The sequence below is a fragment of the Amycolatopsis kentuckyensis genome, assembly GCF_041679295.1.
GTDB classification, from domain to species: Bacteria; Actinomycetota; Actinomycetes; order Mycobacteriales; family Pseudonocardiaceae; genus Amycolatopsis; species Amycolatopsis kentuckyensis_A.
This window is the reverse complement of the sequence record NZ_JBGDMD010000005.1, coordinates 376,946-394,188: the sequence shown is the minus strand read 5'-3', so window position 1 is coordinate 394,188 and position 17,243 is coordinate 376,946. Positions and strand designations below refer to the sequence as shown.

At 71.9% G+C, this 17,243-nt stretch carries 17 protein-coding genes and 1 pseudogene; 11 read left to right on the top strand and 7 right to left on the bottom strand.

Annotated features, from left to right (window positions below):
• Positions 1 to 3: 3 nt before the first annotated feature.
• A complete protein-coding gene (locus ACERZO_RS22955; RefSeq protein WP_372666781.1) occupies positions 4 to 1,224 on the bottom strand; it encodes a macrolide family glycosyltransferase in 1,221 nt (406 codons plus the stop codon).
• 165 nt (positions 1,225 to 1,389) lie between these two features.
• Between ACERZO_RS22955 and ACERZO_RS22950 the strand changes: the two genes are divergently transcribed.
• From ACERZO_RS22950 to ACERZO_RS22930, 5 genes and pseudogenes are all read left to right on the top strand, one after another.
• Entirely contained in the window at positions 1,390 to 2,835 is a 1,446-nt protein-coding gene (locus ACERZO_RS22950) for an NDP-hexose 2,3-dehydratase family protein (protein ID WP_372666780.1), read from the top strand.
• Complete coding sequence (locus ACERZO_RS22945; RefSeq protein ID WP_372666779.1) at positions 2,814 to 3,812, top strand: Gfo/Idh/MocA family protein; 999 nt, start codon at positions 2,814 to 2,816, stop codon at positions 3,810 to 3,812. Before ACERZO_RS22950 ends, ACERZO_RS22945 begins: the two co-directional genes overlap by 22 nt.
• Positions 3,812 to 4,600, top strand: coding sequence for an NAD-dependent epimerase/dehydratase family protein (locus ACERZO_RS22940; protein ID WP_372666778.1), 789 nt, complete (start codon positions 3,812 to 3,814; stop codon positions 4,598 to 4,600). The genes ACERZO_RS22945 and ACERZO_RS22940 overlap by 1 nt, the downstream gene beginning before the upstream one ends.
• A gap of 421 nt (positions 4,601 to 5,021) precedes the next feature.
• Positions 5,022 to 6,659 carry a beta-1,3-glucanase family protein gene (locus tag ACERZO_RS22935; protein ID WP_372666777.1) on the top strand — a complete coding sequence of 546 codons (1,638 nt, stop codon included), beginning with the start codon at positions 5,022 to 5,024 and terminating at the stop codon, positions 6,657 to 6,659.
• A pseudogene (locus tag ACERZO_RS22930) lies at positions 6,660 to 6,806 on the top strand (flavoprotein); the annotation flags it as partial.
• A gap of 154 nt (positions 6,807 to 6,960) precedes the next feature.
• Here ACERZO_RS22930 and ACERZO_RS22925 read toward each other — a convergent pair.
• The 3 genes from ACERZO_RS22925 to ACERZO_RS22915 form a co-directional block, all read right to left on the bottom strand.
• The gene (locus ACERZO_RS22925) at positions 6,961 to 7,401 is read right to left on the bottom strand and encodes a hypothetical protein (protein ID WP_372666775.1); all 441 of its coding nucleotides are present in this window, start codon (positions 7,399 to 7,401) and stop codon (positions 6,961 to 6,963) included.
• Between the two features lie 131 nt (positions 7,402 to 7,532).
• Entirely contained in the window at positions 7,533 to 7,661 is a 129-nt protein-coding gene (locus tag ACERZO_RS22920; RefSeq protein WP_372666774.1) for a hypothetical protein, read from the bottom strand.
• Complete coding sequence (locus tag ACERZO_RS22915) at positions 7,658 to 8,200, bottom strand: RNA polymerase sigma factor (RefSeq protein WP_372666773.1); 543 nt, start codon at positions 8,198 to 8,200, stop codon at positions 7,658 to 7,660. Before ACERZO_RS22915 ends, ACERZO_RS22920 begins: the two co-directional genes overlap by 4 nt.
• 82 nt (positions 8,201 to 8,282) lie before the next feature.
• Between ACERZO_RS22915 and ACERZO_RS22910 the strand changes: the two genes are divergently transcribed.
• Positions 8,283 to 8,981: a TetR/AcrR family transcriptional regulator gene (locus ACERZO_RS22910; RefSeq protein WP_372666772.1), complete on the top strand. Its 699-nt coding sequence runs from the start codon at positions 8,283 to 8,285 to the stop codon at positions 8,979 to 8,981.
• Here ACERZO_RS22910 and ACERZO_RS22905 read toward each other — a convergent pair.
• Positions 8,971 to 9,900 carry an NADP-dependent oxidoreductase gene (locus tag ACERZO_RS22905; protein WP_372666771.1) on the bottom strand — a complete coding sequence of 310 codons (930 nt, stop codon included), beginning with the start codon at positions 9,898 to 9,900 and terminating at the stop codon, positions 8,971 to 8,973. The two genes, ACERZO_RS22910 and ACERZO_RS22905, sit on opposite strands and share 11 nt — an antisense overlap.
• Positions 9,901 to 9,987: 87 nt before the next feature.
• Here ACERZO_RS22905 and ACERZO_RS22900 point away from each other — a divergent pair, with 87 nt between their 5' ends.
• Positions 9,988 to 10,731 carry an AraC family transcriptional regulator gene (locus ACERZO_RS22900; RefSeq protein WP_372666770.1) on the top strand — a complete coding sequence of 248 codons (744 nt, stop codon included), beginning with the start codon at positions 9,988 to 9,990 and terminating at the stop codon, positions 10,729 to 10,731.
• A gap of 114 nt (positions 10,732 to 10,845) precedes the next feature.
• A complete protein-coding gene (locus tag ACERZO_RS22895) occupies positions 10,846 to 13,524 on the top strand; it encodes a glycoside hydrolase family 9 protein (RefSeq protein ID WP_372666769.1) in 2,679 nt (892 codons plus the stop codon).
• A gap of 4 nt (positions 13,525 to 13,528) precedes the next feature.
• On the opposite strand, the gene ACERZO_RS22890 is transcribed toward ACERZO_RS22895, so the two are convergent.
• Positions 13,529 to 14,101, bottom strand: a complete 573-nt coding sequence (locus tag ACERZO_RS22890) for a TetR/AcrR family transcriptional regulator (RefSeq protein WP_372666768.1) — start codon at positions 14,099 to 14,101, stop codon at positions 13,529 to 13,531.
• A 96-nt stretch (positions 14,102 to 14,197) separates the two neighbouring features.
• Between ACERZO_RS22890 and ACERZO_RS22885 the strand changes: the two genes are divergently transcribed.
• From ACERZO_RS22885 to ACERZO_RS22875, 3 genes are all read left to right on the top strand, one after another.
• Positions 14,198 to 15,124, top strand: coding sequence for an alcohol dehydrogenase catalytic domain-containing protein (locus ACERZO_RS22885; protein ID WP_372666767.1), 927 nt, complete (start codon positions 14,198 to 14,200; stop codon positions 15,122 to 15,124).
• 178 nt (positions 15,125 to 15,302) lie between these two features.
• The gene (locus ACERZO_RS22880) at positions 15,303 to 15,611 is read left to right on the top strand and encodes a hypothetical protein (RefSeq protein ID WP_372666766.1); all 309 of its coding nucleotides are present in this window, start codon (positions 15,303 to 15,305) and stop codon (positions 15,609 to 15,611) included.
• Positions 15,608 to 16,924 carry a DUF4474 domain-containing protein gene (locus ACERZO_RS22875; RefSeq protein ID WP_372666765.1) on the top strand — a complete coding sequence of 439 codons (1,317 nt, stop codon included), beginning with the start codon at positions 15,608 to 15,610 and terminating at the stop codon, positions 16,922 to 16,924. The genes ACERZO_RS22880 and ACERZO_RS22875 overlap by 4 nt, the downstream gene beginning before the upstream one ends.
• Before the next feature lie 3 nt (positions 16,925 to 16,927).
• Here ACERZO_RS22875 and ACERZO_RS22870 read toward each other — a convergent pair whose 3' ends face one another.
• A complete protein-coding gene (locus tag ACERZO_RS22870) occupies positions 16,928 to 17,194 on the bottom strand; it encodes a hypothetical protein (protein ID WP_372666764.1) in 267 nt (88 codons plus the stop codon).
• Between the last annotated feature and the right edge of the window lie 49 nt (positions 17,195 to 17,243).

Below are 17,243 nucleotides of genomic sequence, written 5' to 3'. Positions count from 1 at the left end.
CGCTCATGCCTTTTTCCCATCGGTGGCCCGCACCGCGCGTTCGAGCACGTCCGCCGCCCGTTTCGCGCCGCCGGACGCCTGGATCGCTTCCCGCATCCGTGCGACCTCCTTGGCCATGGCCGCGTCGGCGGCGACGGCCAGCACGGCGTCGCGGACGTCCTCGCCGGTCACGTCGTCGAGCAGCGCGCGGCCCAGGCCCAGCCGCTCGACCTGCGCCGCCGTCACCCGCGCCTCCGGGCGCTGCGGCACGGCGACCACCGGGACGCCGTGGCCGAACGCGTCCATCAGGGAGCCCGTGCCCGCCTGGCAGACGACGACGTCGGTGTGCGGGAGGACCGCGCGGTGGTCGAGCCACGAGTGCAGCTCGACGTTGTCGGGCATGGCCGCCGCGACGTCGTCGCCGACGTGCCCGGCGGTGGTCATCACGACCCGCCAGCCGGTGCCCGCGAAGGCCTGGCCGCACGCGGTGAAGAACTCCGGGTTGCTGTTGGACGACGTGCCCAGCGACACCAGGACGACGGGAACGTCCCCACCCGGCGGACCCCAGCTCTCGGCGACCGCGCCGTCGTCGCCGGTCGGGCCGACGAACACGAACTCGTCGCCGAAGCACTCGGCACGCGGCTGGAACGCGCGGGGCACGAACACGAGGTTCGCCACGACTTCCCCGCCGCCGGGCGGGAAGGCCGGAGGGGTGTCGAGACCGAACTCCGCCAGCAGCGCGGTGATGCGCTCGCCGCACGCCGCCAGCGCGGGGTGCGCGGGGTCGAGCGGCGGCCCGGCCAGCTCGACCTCGCTGCCGTTGAGCGGGACCTCGTCGTTGCCGCCGAACCCGGCGAACAGCCGGACGACGCCGCAGCCGGCGCGTCGCGCGACGAGCCCGCCGACGTCGGTGCTCAGCACGTCCTCGACCACGAGGTCCACCGGGCGGTCCGCGAACGCGGGCCACGCGGTGGCGAGCGGGGCGTAGGCCTCGTCGAGGTAGTGCGCGAGGACCGTGGCGAGGTCGTCGGCGGTGTGCACGTCGGGCATCGACTTGGGGAACGCGGACGGGTAGGTCAGCACCGTCGCGCCGGTTTCGGCGACGACGCCGGCGAACCGCTCGGCGACCACATAAGACACTTCGTGCCCGCGCGCGAGCAGCTCGCGCACGACCGGCAGCGTCGGCCGGAGGTGACCGAAGCCCGGGAAACCGAAGAAGGCGACATGCCGGCCGGAGACGTCCACGGCGGTCACCCTAGGTCGGCGCGCGGCCGGTCCCCGGCGTCTGCACAGGCAATCCAATGAATCGCCTAGTGTCCCCGCGACGCCAGCCCGAAGACCAGCATTCCTCCTAGATTTCCCCGGCTACAACTAGGACATCCCGTCCGCCGGCCACGCGAGGTGAAATCCATGGAGCGCCCCACCGGAACCGGCCTGCTCCGCAAACCGGACGTGACGCTGCCCCACCGGCTGGCCAGGTCGGCGGCCGCCACCGACGGCGTCGCGACCCCGAACGCGCTCGTCGCCGGCTGGATCGCCGACCGCAACCGGGCCCACCGCCACGAAGTCCGGCGCATCGAGTTCGGCGAACTCCGCCAGTGGGGCTTCGAGGACGGCAGCGGCAACCTGCGGCACGAAAGCGGCCGATTCTTCGGCGTCGAGGGCCTGGAGGTCGACACCGACCACGGGCCCGTCACGCACTGGTCGCAGCCGATCATCAACCAGCCGGAGATCGGCATCCTCGGCATCCTCGTCAAGGAGATCGACGGCGTCCTGCACTGCCTGATGCAGGCGAAGTCGGAGCCGGGCAACGTCAACGGCGTCCAGATCTCGCCGACCGTCCAGGCGACCAAGAGCAACTACACCCGCGTGCACGGCGGCCGCCCGGTCCCCTACCTGGACCACTTCCGCGACCCCGACCCGGAAACCGTGCTCGCCGACGTCCTGCAGTCGGAGCAGGGTTCGTGGTTCTACCGCAAGCGCAACCGGAACATGATCGTCGAAGCCGCGGAGTTCGAAGAGGACGGCGAGCTGCCCGACGACTTCCGCTGGCTCACCCTCGGCCAGCTGCACGAGCTGCTCAAGCAGGACAACCTCGTCAACATGGACGCCCGCACGGTGCTGTCGTGCATGCCGGCCGGGCTCGAAGGCCGCGAGACCGACGCCACCAGCGACCTCGCCGCGGCGGTGGCGCGCTCGTCGGCCCAGCACACCGGCAGCCTGCACACGCGCACCGAGGTGCTCAGCTGGATCACCTCGCGCCAGGCCCAGCACGTCGTGCGCACGAGCTCGCTGCCCCTGGGCGAGGTCGCGAACTGGGTCCGGACGCCGGCCGAGATCTCCCACGAGCTCGGCCTGTTCTTCAGCATCATCGCCGTCGACATCACCACCAACGGCCGCGAGGTCGCGCGGTGGACGCAGCCGCTGGTCCGCCCGCACGGCGCGGGCGTGGTGGCGCTGCTGGTCAAGCGCGTCGACGGGGTGCTGCACGCGCTGCTCAACGCCCGCGTCGAGCCCGGCTACCTCGACGTCGTCGAGCTCGCGCCGACCGTGCAGTGCACGCCGGACAACTACGTGCTCACCCCGCCCGCGCACCGGCCGCCGTTCCTCGACACGGTGCTGGGCAGACGCGACGACCAAGTGCTCTTCGCCGCCCAGCTCTCCGAAGAGGGCGGCCGGTTCCACCACGCCTACAGCGACTACCAGATCATCGAGGTGCCCGCGGACTTCCCGGACGCCGGGCTCGCCGACTTCCGGTGGCTCACCCTCAACCAGCTCAACGAGCTGCTGCGGCACAGCCACTACGTCAACGTGCAGGCCCGCAGCCTGATCGCGTGCCTGCGGGGGCTGCGGTGAACCGGCCGCTGCGCCTGGGCGCGCTGGGCTGCTCGTCGATCGCCGCGCGGCGCACGCTGCCCGCGCTGGCCGGCGTCGCCGAACTGGAGCTGACCGAGGTCGCGGCCCGCTTGCCGCAGAAGGCCGTGGACTTCGCCCGTCGGTTCGGCGTCATCGCGTCGAGCTACGACGAGCTGCTGGACAGCCCCGACGTCGACGCCGTGTACATCTCCTTGCCGACCGCGCTGCACCACGAGTGGACGCGGAAAGCGTTGCTGGCCGGGAAACACGTGCTGTGCGAGAAGCCGCTCACGCTGACGCTCGACCAGGCCGAGGACCTCGCCGAGCTGGCGGCGAAGCAGGATCTGGTGCTGCGGGAGAACTTCACGTTCGTGCACCACCCGCAGCACGCGAAGGTGCGGGAACTGCTCGACGGCGGCCGGCTCGGCGAGCTCCGGACGTTCACCGCGTCGTTCGGCATCCCGCCGCTGCCCGCCCGCGACATCCGCTACCAGCCGTCCCTCGGCGGCGGGGCGCTGCTCGACGTCGGCGTGTACCCCCTGCGCGCCGCGCTTTTCCTGCTGGGCCCCGAACTCCGGGTCACCGGGGCCGCGCTGAAGTTCGACGGAACCGGCGTGGACGTCGCCGGGCACGCGCTGCTCACCTCGGCGAGCGGCGTCACCGCGTCCCTCGACTTCGGTTTCCAGCACAGCTACCGCTCGCGGTACGAGCTCTGGGGCAGCGCCGCCGCGCTGTCGCTCGACCGCGCCTTCACCCCGCCCCCGGGGCGGCAACCCGTGCTGCGCATCGAAGAACAGGACCACGTCGAAGAGCTCTGGCTGCCTCCGGCGCACCAGTTCGAGCTGTCGCTGCGCTCGTTCGCCGTCGCGGCGCTGGCCGGGCGCGACGACTCCGAAGCCGCGTGGCTGGCGTCGTCGGTGGCCACCGCGCGGCTCGCCGGCGAAGTCCTGACGCACGCCGCGGCGGTGATCGGCTGATGGAGATCATCGGGAACGGCTTCATCGCGCACCACACCCGGCGGTACTTCGGCGACCGGCACCCGGACGTCACCCTCATCGCGGCGGGCGTCTCGACGGTGCTCGTCAACGACGTGTCGGCGTTCCAGCGCGAGTCCACTTTGGTCTACGACGTCATCGACCGCTGCCGCGCCGCCGGCCGCACGGTGATCTTCCTGTCCACCGCGTCGACCGGGATGTACGGCGCCGACCAGTCGGTCGGCAGCGAGGGCGGCGCGGTCTTCCCGCTCACCCCGTACGGGCGGCACAAGCTGTGCCTCGAACACGTCTGCGCGCTCTCGGGCGCGCGGTGGCTCGTGCTGCGGCTGTCGCACATCGTCGGGCGCGGGCAGTCGCCGCACCAGCTGCTGCCGTCCCTGACCCGCCAGCTGCTCGCGGGCTCGGTCACGCTGCACTCCGGGGTCTCGCGCGACCTGCTCGACGTCGGCGACATGATGCGGATGACCGACTCGCTGCTCACCCAGGGGGTGCGCGACGAGGTCGTCAACGTGGCGTCCGGGCGCTCGGAGGCGATCGAGGACATCGTCGACGGGCTGGAGGAGCGCCTCGGCACCCGCGCCGAGCGCAAGCTGGTCGACATGCCGGCCAAGCGCGGCGAGGTGCGGATCGACAAGCTGCGCGGCCTGGTCACCGGCTTCGACGACTTCGGCATCGGCCCCGGCTACCTGAAGTCGCTGCTGGACCGCAACATCGACGAGCTGGCCGGCAACGCCCGCCGGCACCTGAAGGCCGCCGCCACCGTCGGCTGATCGTCCTTTGTGGATTCCCACGGCCCGGAAGCGGCACGACGTCCGGCGCGCCGTACTGGGGGCTGGGTGCGCCGGACGTCGTACCTCGCAGGCGGGAGGGGGGAGTGCTCCCGCCGGGTCTTCGGCCGCGCTCGCCTCGGCGCGGTGCTCCGGTAGCCAGCTTCCCGGGCCGGGACGTGCGGCGGCTAGCGGAAAAGGTCATCGGCGGCGACAACCTAAGTTGATCGACGAGGAGGCAGCCGGCCCTCGAATGGAGTAGCCGGGGGTGGGTGTACTAGCGGGCAGGCTCTCCGGCCGCCCGTACCCGACCGCGCCGAATGGTCTTGACCATTCCGCTCGGGCGTCCTTAGCGTTCGGCCGTCCCCACCGTCGCGGACGCGTGCCGCCGCCACGCACGTGCCGCTCTCCCCGAGGAGGCGCCATGCTGTCCAGGCGTACCTTCGTCACCGCCGGTCTGACCGCCGTGGCCGGCGCGTCGCTGTGGTCCACCGCCACCGCGCCGAAAGCGCGGGCCGCGGCGTCCCTGCCGGTGACCCTGAAGAACAATTCGGGCAACGGCACCGTCTACGCCTACATCAGCGGCGCCGACACGTCCGGCTGGCCCGGGTTCGTCACGGCGAGCGGCCAGTTCCAGCGGCTGCCCAACCCGTCCTCGCCGGTGACCCCGATCCCCGACTACGCCATTCCGCTCAACGGCTCGGGGTCCCAGGTCACGGTGACCCTGCGCGACTACATCATCGGCGGCCGCGTCTGGTTCTCGACGGACCAGAAGATCCAGTTCTTCGTCAACCCGGGCCCCGGGCTGGTGCAGCCCGGCTTCACCAGCTCGGACCCGAACTGGCGGACCAACTGGACGTTCGCCGAGTTCACCTACAACAGCGCGAACCTCTACGCGAACATCAGCTACGTCGACATGGTGGCGCTGCCGGTGTCCATGGCCACGACGGGCGCGGCGGGGTCGCAGTCGGTCAGCCCGCTGCCCGACGGCGCGCTCGGCGCCATCGCCGACGGGCTGCGCGCCCAGCACTCCGCCGACGGGGCGCCGTGGGACCAGCTGGTCGTCACCGACTCGTCCGGCAAGGTGGTGCGCGTGCTCGCGCCGGGCCACTCCCCGACCGACTTCGGCGGCTACTGGACCGGCTACCTCAACGCCGTCTGGGACCACTACCGTTCGACGCCGCTGACGATCAACGGGCAGGGCAGCATCGGGTCGTACACCGGCACGGTCAGCGGCGACACGATCGTGTTCGCCGGCCTCAACACCAACGGCGTGCCCTTCACCAAGCCGAGTGCGATCGACATCTTCGGCTGCGCGAGCGGGCCGCTGTACAACTCCGGCGGCGACGCCCGCGGCGCGATCGCGGCCCGGCTCGCGGCCGCGCTCAACCGCAGCAGCCTCCTGGTCTCGGGCGGCAACAACCAGCCCGACGGCGTCGCGCCTTCGCAGTACTACAAGGACGCCACGACCAACCACTACGCGCGCCTGGTCCACCAGCACGCGTCGATCGGCTACGCGTTCCCGTACGACGACGTCGGCCCGACGGGCAGCCGGCCGGTGGACGGCCACCTGCAGGACCCGGCCCCGACGTCCTGGACGGTGGCGCTGGGCGCGGGTGGCGGTACGACGACGCCCCCGACCGGTGGCGGCACGAGCGCGTACTCGACGATCCAGGCGGAGGCCTACAACGCCCAGAGCGGCACGCAGAACGAGGCGTGCAGCGACGCGGGCGGCGGCACGGACGTCGGCTGGATCGCCAACGGCGACTGGCTGAAGTACGCGAAGGTCGACTTCGGCTCGACCTCGCCCCGCCAGTTCGTCGCCCGGTTGGCCTCGGGCGCGGCGGCGGGGGTGAGCGGCGCGATCCGCGCGCGGATCGACAGTGTGTCGGGCCCGGTGCTCGCGGAGATCGACTTCGCCAACAACGGGGGCTGGCAGTCGTGGCAGACGGTCCCGGCGAACGTCGTCAGCTCGGCGACCGGGGTGCACGACGTCTACCTGACGTTCTCCGGTGGTTCGGCGGACTTCGTCAACATCAACTGGTTCACGTTCACGCGGTAACGCCCGGCGATCACGTTGACGCCGACGGCCCACCGCCGGCTGGAGTCGACGGGCGGCCTCGCCGAGGTGGCGGCGGGCAGTGAGTTGCCGGTGCGCAGCGTCTCGCGGGCGCCGGGGGAGCCGCGACCGCACCCGGACCCGGCGCTCGGTGGGAAAGCCCAGGCCGGTGGCCTGGGCTTTTTCCGTGCCCGGCATCCCCCGCGGGGGTGTTCCCGGGCCGCGAGGGCGTCACGTCGGCGAGGCGGCGGGGTTCCACGGGCGGGGACGGAGCGCCGGGCTCGCGTAGGGGGCGAGCCCGGCGCTACTCCCGTTCGAGCGCTGGGAACCTCCCTGGTTCGGCAACCACCCGCCGGGGCGGCGGCGCCGGGGCGCGTTCGTGCGCGGCTTCCGGGTGAGCCACCGTCGCCGGCCGCGGATCGGCCGCCACGGCGTTCGCCCAGCCGATCGCGGCCGCGCGGAGCATGGCGGGCTGCGCCGCGTCCGCGCAGCCGTCCAGCACCGTGTGCAGCGCGGCGACGTCGTACAACGTCTCGTCGAGCCCGGCGCCCGTCCGCGCGCGTGCCCGGCCGAGGACGGTCAGCGCCGCCGTCAGATCGCCGCGGAACAGCGCCGAGCTGCACACGGTGTCCACTTCGGGCACCGCCCAGTCGCTCGGGAAGCGCCACCCGCTGGTGGTGCTCGCCAGCCGCCACCGGCCGCGCAGCCTGCGCACGGCGCCGTCGGCGTGGTTTCGATCGCCCACTGGCCCGCCCTCCCGTCGGTCTCGGGAGTGCGAGGGCGCTCGACACCGCCCGTGACGCCACGACGGCACCGGACCCGCCGGCTGAGTTAACCCAGAAGAGTGAGTCATCCCCGAAAAGGTGACCGAACCGCTCACGGGCTGACGGGCGTCACCTGCGGCTCAGGAGAGGTCGGTTCGCCGTCGTCGGTGGCAGGACCCGGCCACTGGACGCCGGTCTCGGCCACCACCGCGTCGAAGATGGGCGTGGTGGTGGGGTTCATCGCCGGTTCCCGGAAACCGCTGCCGGCGACCGCTGGGCCTGCAGGTAGGCGTGCCGCAGCGCCTCGCGGGCGCGCGCGGCCAGCACCGCGACCCCAGTCGGCGAGACCCCCAGCACCGGGGCCAGCTCGGCCTCCGTGCGCCCTTCGGCGACGGTGCTCCACAGCACCGTCCGCCAGCGGGCCGGCAGGGTGTGGAAAGCGGTCCCGACCAGCTCGTCGGCTCCCGGCCGGGGCCCACCCCACCGGGCGGCCAGCTCGCGCATCGTCGTCACGAGGTACGGCCGGAGGTTCTCCCGCGGCCCGCCACCGGCGCGAAGCACGGCGAGGACGCAGGTGAACGTCTCCGCCACCAGGTCGTCCCAGTCCGCGGGTCGGCCGCCCCAGTCCGCGGCGAGCCGGCGCAGGGGTTCGGCGTGCCGGCGGAACAGCCGGCTGCCCGCTCCCGCGTCACCCCGGCGGAACTCGCTGATCAGCCGGGCGTCCGGCGGGCCGCCGTCGTCCACCGCTCCCCACATCGCGCACTCCGATCCGCCGCGCAACCACGCTCCGTGATAACTCGGGCCTCAAAGTAACAGATACAGAAGCGTAGCCCCTACCCAACTCCCCGGTAGGGTCACCGAAGTGACGTCCCCTCCAGCTCGCCCCGGCCCCGGCGACGGCCGGGCCGCCCGCTGGGCGGGGCAGCGGGAGCGCCGGCGGCACGAGTTCGTCGACGCGGCCCTGCGGGCGATCGCCGAGCACGGTCCCGACGTGTCGACCGAGCGCATCGCCGAGGTCGCCGGCGTGGCGCGGCCCCAGCTGTACAAGCACTTCGACGACGCCACCGACCTGAAGCGGGCGATCGCCGACCGGGCGACCGGGCTCATCACCACCGCGCTCCTGCCGGTGTGGGAGCCGCAGGGCAGCGCGCTGCAGATGATCACCGTCGCGGTCGACGCGCACACCGGCTGGCTCGCCGGCAACGGCAACCTCTACCGCTACCTGACCCGGCACGCCCAGATCGGCGGGCGGGACGCGATCTCCGACGTCAAGACGGTCATCGCGCGCCAGCTCACGCAGGTGTTCGAGTTCTACCTGGCGACGTTCGAGCTGGACGCGCGCATCGCCGAGCTCATTTCCTTCGGCGTCGTCGGACTCGTCGACTCCTGCACCGCGCAATGGCTCGAAAGCCCCCGCGGCGTCACGCGGACCCAGCTCACGGACCTGCTCACGCGCTGGATCTGGCGCATCATCGACGACTCGCTCCGCGCCGGCGGCATCGAGCTCGACCCGCACCTGCCGCTGCCGCCCCCGCCCCGGCCGCCGGGGATCAGACGGTGAGCACCACCTTGCCCCGCAGGTGACCCCGCTCGATCAGCCGGTGCGCGTCGGCGATGCGGTCGAACGAAAAGGTCTCCTGCACGTGGACCCGGAGCTCGCCGCGGTCGACGAGGCCGGCGAGACCGCGCAGGGCGACCGGATCGGGATCGACCGCGATGCCGCTGAAGCGCATGCCGGCCGCCTCGAACTTCGCGATGAGCTCCGCGTCCTCCTCGGCGACCGCCGTCACGAGGTGGCCTCCGGGACGGAGCACCTCGAGTGAGCGCTCCGCGGCTTCGCCGCCGAGCGTGTCGAGCACCACGTCGACGTCGCCGGTCACCTCGGTGAAGTCGACCGCCGTGTAGTCGATCACCTCGTCCACACCGAATCCCTCGACGAACTCCCGCTTGGCCGGACCCGCGGTGGTGATCACGTGCGCGCCCAGCGATTTCGCGAGCTGGATCGCGACGTGGCCGACCCCGCCGCCACCGCCGTGGACCAGCACGCGGTCGCCTTCGGACACTCCGGCGAGGTCGACGAGACCCTGCCAGGCGGTCAGTCCGACCACCGGCAACGCCGCCGCCTCGACGTGCGAGAGCGACGCCGGCTTGCGCGCCAGGTGCAGGGCCGGCGCCGCCACGAACTCGGCGTACCCGCCGGCCGCCCGCGGGAACAGCGGCATCCCGAACACTTCGTCGCCGGGCTTGAACCGCCACGTCCGCGGCGACTCTTCCACGACGCCGCTGATGTCCCAGCCGAGGACGAACGGCGGCGGGCCGAGCAACGGGAATTCGCCGGCGCGCAGGCGCGGTTCGAGGGGGTTCAGCCCGATCGCTTCGACGCGGACGAGGACTTCGGCCGGCCCGGGCCGGGGTGCGGGGGCGTCCTCGATGGTGAGGACCTCCGGGCCCCCGAACGCGTGCTGGGTGATGACTCGCATACCCCGACGATGGCCGTTCTCGCGCAGGCGGACCACCGGTGTCTCGCCAGGATTCTCCGACAACCCGCCAGGCTAGGCTGGAAGCCGATGATCGAACTCGTCCGCGCCGGCGATCCGGCGGTCTGCGAGCCGTTGGCGCACGGCGACGTCGTCCCGGCGCACTTCCACGACTTCGGCCAGCTCCGGTACGCCGCGTCCGGGGCACTGGTGACGTCGACCCGCGCCGGTACCTGGGTGGCGCCGGCGAACCGCATCACGTGGGTGCCGCCGTTCCACGTCCACAGCAGCCGGTCGCACGGCCGGACCGACATCCGGTTGCTGCAGGTCCCGGCGGACCTGGCCGGGCAGCTGCCGGCGGAACCGTCGGTGGTCGAGGCGAGTCCGCTGCTGCGCGAGGCGTACCTGGCGAAGCTCGGCGAGCCCGCCGACAGTCCCCGCTCCCGGCTGCTGCTGGACGTCGTCCTCTCGGAACTCGGGCGCGCCAAGCCGGAACCCCTGCGCCTCCCGGAGCCGCGCGACGCCCGCCTGAAGGCCGTCACCGACCTGCTGCACGCCGACCCGGCGAGCCCGGCGACGCTGGCGGAACTGGGCCACCGGACCGGTTCGAGCGAGCGAACCCTCAGCCGGCTGTTCGCCGGCGAGCTGTCGATGGGCTTCCTCCAGTGGCGCACGCTGCTGCGCGTCCAGCGGGCCCTGCTCGAACTCGGCGAAGGCACGTCGGTGACCGACACGGCGATCCGGCTGGGGTGGGCGAACCCGGGCAGCTTCATCGACGCCTTCACCGAACTCGTCGGCCGGACCCCGGGGCGTTACCGGGCCGCCATGCGGTAACACACCCGCCGATTTCTGAGAGCGCTCCCATCATTCATCCGAGTGGACCACGACTGGGCGAGCACGATCCCTTACCCTCCAATCTGGAAGCGCTCCCAGATGCCAGGAGGCGGCGTGCGCACTTCGATGACGAAGGCGATTTCCCGGGTGGTCGTCGCACTGCTCGTGCTCGGCGTGAGCCTCGCGATCCCCGGCGTGTCCGCGGATCCCGCAGCCGCGGCCGGGAAGTTCAACTACGGCGAGGCACTGCAGAAGGCCGTCTGGTTCTACGACGCCCAGCGCTCCGGCGCGCTGCCCAGCGGCAACCGGGTCTCCTGGCGCGGCCCGTCCGCCCTCGACGACGGCAAGGACGCCGGCCTGGACCTCACCGGCGGGTTCTACGACGCCGGCGACCACGTCAAGTTCGGGCTGCCGTTCGAGTCCAGCATGACCATGCTCGCCTGGGGCGGGCTGGAAAACCGCGCCGCCTACCGGGACTCCGGCCAGTGGCCGTACCTGCTCGCCAACCTGCGCTGGGGTGCCGACTGGCTGATCAAGGCGCACCCGCAGCCCGACGTGCTGTACGGCCAGGTCGGCAAGGGCGACGACGACCACAAGTGGTGGGGCCCCGCCGAGACGATGACCATGGCCCGGCCCGCCTACCGCGTCGACGACTCGTGCCCGGGCTCGGACCTCGCCGGCGAGGCCGCCGCGCAGCTGGCCTCCGGCTCACTGGTGTTCCAAGCCGACGACCCCGCCTACGCGGCCACCCTGCTCACGCACGCCAAGCAGCTGTACTCGTTCGCCGACAACCACCGGGGCGTCTACTCGAACTGCATCACCGACGCCCAGAACTTCTACAAGTCCTGGAGCGGCTACCAGGACGAGCTGGTGTGGGGCGCGATCTGGCTCTACAAGGCCACCGGTGACAGCGCCTACCTGACCAAGGCGCGCGCCGAGTACGAGAAGCTGTCCACCGAACCGCAGACCACCACCCGCTCCTACCGCTGGACGCTGGCCTGGGACGACAAGTCCTACGGCGCCTACGTCCTGCTCGCCCAGCTCACCGGCGACCCCGAGTACGTCGCCGACGCCAACCGCTGGCTGGACTGGTGGACCACCGGCGTCAACGGCCAGCGCGTGCCCTACTCCCCCGGCGGCCAGGCCGTGCTCGACCAGTGGGGCTCGCTGCGGTACGCGGCGAACACCGCGTTCGTGGCGCTGACGTACTCGGACTGGTTGCGCGCCACCGATCCCACGCGCGCGGCGACGTACCACGCCTTCGGCGTCCGGCAGATCGACTACGCGCTGGGCGACAACCCCCGCGGCGCGAGCTTCGAGGTCGGGTTCGGCGTCAACCCGCCGCGCAACCCGCACCACCGCACCGCGCACGGCTCCTGGGCCGACAGCATGACCGAGCCGACGCTGAGCCGGCACACCTTGTACGGCGCGCTCGTCGGCGGCCCCTCCTCGCCCAACGACGCCTACACCGACGACCGCGGCAACTACACGATGAACGAGGTCGCCCTCGACTACAACGCCGGCTTCACCAGCGCGCTGGCGCGCCTCTACGGCGAGTACGGCGGCGCGCCACTAGCGTCCTTCCCGACGACGGAAACCCCCGACGGCCCGGAAATCCTGGCGCAGGGCGCCCTCAACCAACCCGACGGCGGCACGTTCACCGAGGTCAAGGCGTACGTGCTCAACAAGTCGGCGTGGCCGGCGCGCACCTTCACCGGCTCGCTGCGCTACTACTTCACGCTCGACGGCGCCACCACGCCCGGCCAGATCTCGGTTTCCTCCGCGTACAACCAGTGCGACGCGCCGGCCGTGCGCCAGTTCTCCGGCTCGACCTACTACGTCGACGTGCAGTGCTCCGGCGGGGTCGCGCCCGGCGGACAGTCCCGCTACCGCAAGGAAGTGCAGTTCCGGATCAGCAGCGCCGGCACCTGGGACCCGGGCAACGACTGGTCGCACACCGGCCTCGCGCCCAGTGGTTCCGCGCCCGCGAACGCCTCGCGGCTGGTGCTCGCGCAGGGCTCCACCGTGCTGTGGGGCAGCCCGCCCGGACCGTCCACAGGGGACACCACCCCGCCGTCGGCACCGACCGGCGTCACCGCCGTCGCGAGCAGCACCAGCGTCAGTCTCAGGTGGACCGCGGCCACCGACGACGTCGGCGTCACCGGGTACGACGTGCTGAACTCGGCGGGCGCGGCGATCGGCAGCACCACGACCACCGGTTACCAGGTCACCGGCCTCACCCCCGGCACCGCGTACACGTTCTCGGTGCGCGCGCGGGACGCCGCCGGCAACGGCTCTCCGGCGAGCTCGGTCTCGGTCACGACCACGACGACCGGCGGCGGTACCGGCACGCTCGCCGTCCAGCAGCGCTCGAGCAGCGGCGTCACCGACAACCAGATCCGCACCGGTCTCCAGATCGTGAACCGGGGCAGCACGTCCGTCGCCCTGACCGGCGTCACCGCGCGGTACTGGTTCACCGGCGACGCCACCAACCCGGGCTACCAGATCTGGTGCGACTACGCGGTGGTCGGCTGCGCCAACGTCTCGCTGAGGGTGGTGAAGCTCGGCACGCCGCGACCGGGAGCCGACGCCTACGTCGAGGTCGGCTTCAGCGGCGGCACCCTCGCCGCCGGCGCGAACACCGGCGAGGTCCAGATCCGGGTCGCCAAGGCCGACTGGGCGGCGTTCAACCAGGCCGACGACCACAGCTACCGCGCGGCGGCGTCGTTCAGCGACCTCGCCACCACGACGGCCTACCAGGCCGGCGCCCTCGCCTGGGGCACCGAGCCCTGATCGGCTACTCCGGTTCGCCCGGCAGGTCGGCGGCGACGGCGAGCAGGTCCGCGGCGCTGCCGGCCAGCAGGGCCGGGAAGTCCTCCTGTTCGCCGAGCACCCAGCGCCGGGTGGCCGACGCCAGGATCGCCATGCCGAGCGCGGTGGCCAGCCGCGCGGTGTGCTCGTCGTGGCCGCGGCGGCACAGCGCCGCGGCGGTCACCTCGGCCAGCACCGCTTCCTTGATCAGGCTGCGTTCCCGCAGCGGCGGGTTGGCCGCGATGACGGCGCGCAGCTCGATCAGCATCTCGGGCGGGCGCAGCACGTCGGGCACGGCGGTGAACGCGGCCATCAGCGTCGCGAGCGCGCCGGTGCCGGCGGGCACCTTTTCGATGCCCGCCTCCAGGCAGGCCTGCAGCTCGTCGCCGGCGAACAGCACCTCCCGCTTGTCGGTGAACCAGCGGTAGAACGATCGCTCGGTCAAGCCGGCGTGCTTCGCGATCTGCGCGACGGTGGTGCGGTCGTAGCCCTGATCGCGGAACAGCTCCAACGCCGCGCGCTCGAGCCGCTCCCGGGTGTTGCCTTCCCAGCGAGCCATGCCCTTCAGCATAGCGACAGCAGATGCTGTCATCACTGTGCTACCGTCGAATGACGACAGCATCTGCTGTCACTCGGTCACGGTCAGGAGATCGTCATGCGCACCCTGCGTTTCCACCGGAACGGCGAGCCCCTCGACGTCCTGCGGCTCGAGGACGCCGAGCCACCCCAGCCGGCCCCGGGGCAGATCCGGGTCGCCGTCGAGGTCTGCACGGTCAACCCCGCCGACCTGGCGCTGTGCCGGGGCCTCTACCCCGGCGACCTGCCCCGCGGCGTCGGGCTCGAGGTCGCCGGCACGGTCGACGCCGTCGGCGAGGCCGTGCCGGGCGTCCGGCTCGGCGACGCGGTGTTCGGCCCCGCCCCGTTCACCGGCCCGACCGCGGGCGCGTCCGATCACGCGGTGCTCGACACCTGGTTCCCCCGGCCCCCCGCACTGACCCCCGCGGCCGCCGCCGCGCTGCCCATGGCCGTGGACACCGCCCAGCTCGGCCTGGACCTGCTCGGTATCACCGCCGACACCACGCTCCTCGTCAGCGGCGGCGGCACCACGACGGGTTTCGCCGCCGTGCAACTCGCCCGCTTGAGCGGCGCCCGCGTGCTCACGACGGCGGGTCCCACCCACACCGAGGCCCTGCGCGCGACCGGAGCCGAGATCACCACCTACGGCGAGGGGATGGCCGAGCGGGTACGCGAACTGGCGGGCGGCCCGGTCGACGTCGTCCTCGACGTGTCACCGCCCGACGACGCCACGATTCCCGAACTCCTCCGCACGGTCACCGACCCCCGGCACGTCCTGACCATCAGCAACCTCGCGGCCGCCCGCGAGCTCGGCGCCCGCGACGCGTTCACCGAAGGACCGCTCGGCCACCGCTACGACGTCGTCGAGAAGTGCGCCCAGCTCGCCGCGGAGGGCGGGTTCGGCATCCCGGTCGCCCGCGTCATCCCCCTCACCGGCTGGCGGGAGGCCATCGAGCTCAGCCAGTCACCGCGTCCCGGCGGCAAGGTCGTCCTCCAGGTCGGCTGATCGGGCCGGACCTGCTGGGCGGCCTCGAAACTCCCGTGCGGCTGCCCGCCGCTCCGTGCGCGTGTCCGGTTCTGGCCACCGACCGGGGAACCGAAAACGGCACCACGGCCTCTGACCTGCGGCAAACTGTTACATTGCCGCCAAGGCCTGTCACTCGGGCGGCGGAGAGGGAGTTCCGGTGGGTTTCGAGGTCGACGTCGCGGACATCAACGCCGCGGCGGCCAAGCTCAGTGCGGGCACGTCGCCGACGCTGTCCATCGGCGGATCGCCGAACGTCGGGAGCACCGCGCGCGCCGCCGGCTTCGCCGGGGACTACGACGTCTGGCTGGCGACGCGCAAGGACGACCTGGACGCCGCGCAGCAGCAGGTCGACAACCTGGTCGAAAGCATCCAGACGGCCGCGAAGAGCTATCACAGCACCGATTCCGGGGCCCGCGACGCCTTCCTGAAAGCGCTCGACAGCAGCCTCGGGAGAATCGACCGGTGACGGCGGTGTTCGACAAGATCTACGCTCTCGCCGACCAGGTGGAGAAGGGCAGCACCACCGAACTGGACGACCGCGCCCGGGCCTGCCGGGCCACCAAGGAAACCATCGCCGACACCAAAGCCCTGCTGGAGAGCGTGCGCGTCCAGCTGAGCGAGGCTTGGCACGGCGGGGCCGGCGAAGCGGCGCTCAGATCGCTGGAAGCGTTCAAGAAGAACCGCGACGACCAGGCCCAGGACCTCGAGGACTCGGCCAAGTCGTTCGAGACGATCCGTGACGCGCTGGCGAAGGCCCAGCAGGAAGCCCGGAACACGCGCGCGGACGCCCAGAGCCTCCAGAAGAAGCTCGACCACGGCTGGCACGGCTTCGGGATCCGCCAAGTCGACCTCGCCGTCGCCTGGGCGCAGGACAAGGCCGTCAAGGCCCGGGCCCTCGTCCTGCTGGCCGACCTGGAACGGGTGACCACCACCTACGACGCGATCCTGCTTATCGAGGGCCAGAAGCTGCGGTTCAAGACCGGTCAGGTGTGGGAGCTCGCGGGCTCCGAAAAGCGGAACCTCGCCGAGATCGGCGCGATCATGCTCCGCGAAATACCCGGGCTGCTCGCGCTGCTGAAGAAGCACCCGGAGCTACAGGCGGCGCTGCTCCACCAGGACTGGAACAAGATCATGCAGAACCCCGAGGTCGCGCAGAAGATCTACGACTACCTCGGCTTCCGGTACAACGCGGAAGGCGGCTTCTACACCACCGGCGAGCATTCGGTGCAGAGCTACCTGGGCTGGAAGGACTTCTACGACAAGCTCGGGAAGCTCGCCGGGATGGACCTCGACGAAACCGGTGAAGACGGCGACAACATGGAGTTCACCGACCCCGAGACCGGGAAGACGTACCGGCTGGAGTTGTGGAAGGGCAAGTACGCGAACCACGCGTTCGGCGGGGAAGTCGGCTTCTACACCAGCGAGTCGCCGAACAACAACGGGCACTTCAACGCCGCCCAGGGTGACGACCAGATCAAGGTGACCCAGACGATCTACGACAAGGACACCGGCCAAGTCTACTTCACCAACGACGGCCAGGGCGCCGACGGCACCGACAAGAAGCACTTCTGGAACCTGGCGATCCGCAACGACCCGGGCGTGAACGCCGGCGAGCTCCACCTGGCCCAGCGCGCCACGATCGAGGTGCGGGACGTCGGGATGCGCGACCGGATGTACGACGAGATGGTCCGGTACGCCGCCGCGCACCCCGACGACCACCTCACCGTCACGAAGGGGTCCGACCAGCCGCCCACGCTGAGCTACGACTGGCGGAAGTGACCCCTACCGCGAGCCCACCGGTTTGAACTCGTACGGCTCGTCGTCTTCCGGCTGCGGCCGTCCCCGGTGAGCCGGGTCGTTCAGGCCGGCGAACACCCCGTCCACGTCGACCAGCGCGGCGACCTCGTCAGCGACGTGCTGACCGTGCCGGTCTTCGATGTCTTCCAGGCCCGTGCGCAACGCCGTCGTGGCGGCGCTCCTGGCCCGGTCCCGCAACGCGTTTGCCAGCTCCTCCGGCGTTTCGCCGGAACCCCGCCTCGAGTCGGTCATGCCCTCAGCCTAGACGGACCGGCGCGGTTCGAGTTCCTACGACGCTGAG

Excerpts from the sequence above, each read along its gene's own strand:
- ACERZO_RS22890 (WP_372666768.1), bottom strand. The coding sequence starts at position 14,101 with ATGGCTCGCTGGGAAGGCAACACCCGGGAGCGGCTCGAGCGCGCGGCG.
- ACERZO_RS22920 (WP_372666774.1), bottom strand. The coding sequence starts at position 7,661 with ATGAACCCCACCACCACGCCCATCTTCGACGCGGTGGTGGCCGAGACC.
- ACERZO_RS22905 (WP_372666771.1), bottom strand. The coding sequence starts at position 9,900 with ATGCGAGTCATCACCCAGCACGCGTTCGGGGGCCCGGAGGTCCTCACC.
- ACERZO_RS22950 (WP_372666780.1), top strand. The coding sequence starts at position 1,390 with ATGGAGCGCCCCACCGGAACCGGCCTGCTCCGCAAACCGGACGTGACG.
- ACERZO_RS22935 (WP_372666777.1), top strand. The coding sequence starts at position 5,022 with ATGCTGTCCAGGCGTACCTTCGTCACCGCCGGTCTGACCGCCGTGGCC.
- ACERZO_RS22940 (WP_372666778.1), top strand. The coding sequence starts at position 3,812 with ATGGAGATCATCGGGAACGGCTTCATCGCGCACCACACCCGGCGGTAC.
- ACERZO_RS22900 (WP_372666770.1), top strand. The coding sequence starts at position 9,988 with ATGATCGAACTCGTCCGCGCCGGCGATCCGGCGGTCTGCGAGCCGTTG.
- ACERZO_RS22870 (WP_372666764.1), bottom strand. The coding sequence starts at position 17,194 with ATGACCGACTCGAGGCGGGGTTCCGGCGAAACGCCGGAGGAGCTGGCA.
- ACERZO_RS22885 (WP_372666767.1), top strand. The coding sequence starts at position 14,198 with ATGCGCACCCTGCGTTTCCACCGGAACGGCGAGCCCCTCGACGTCCTG.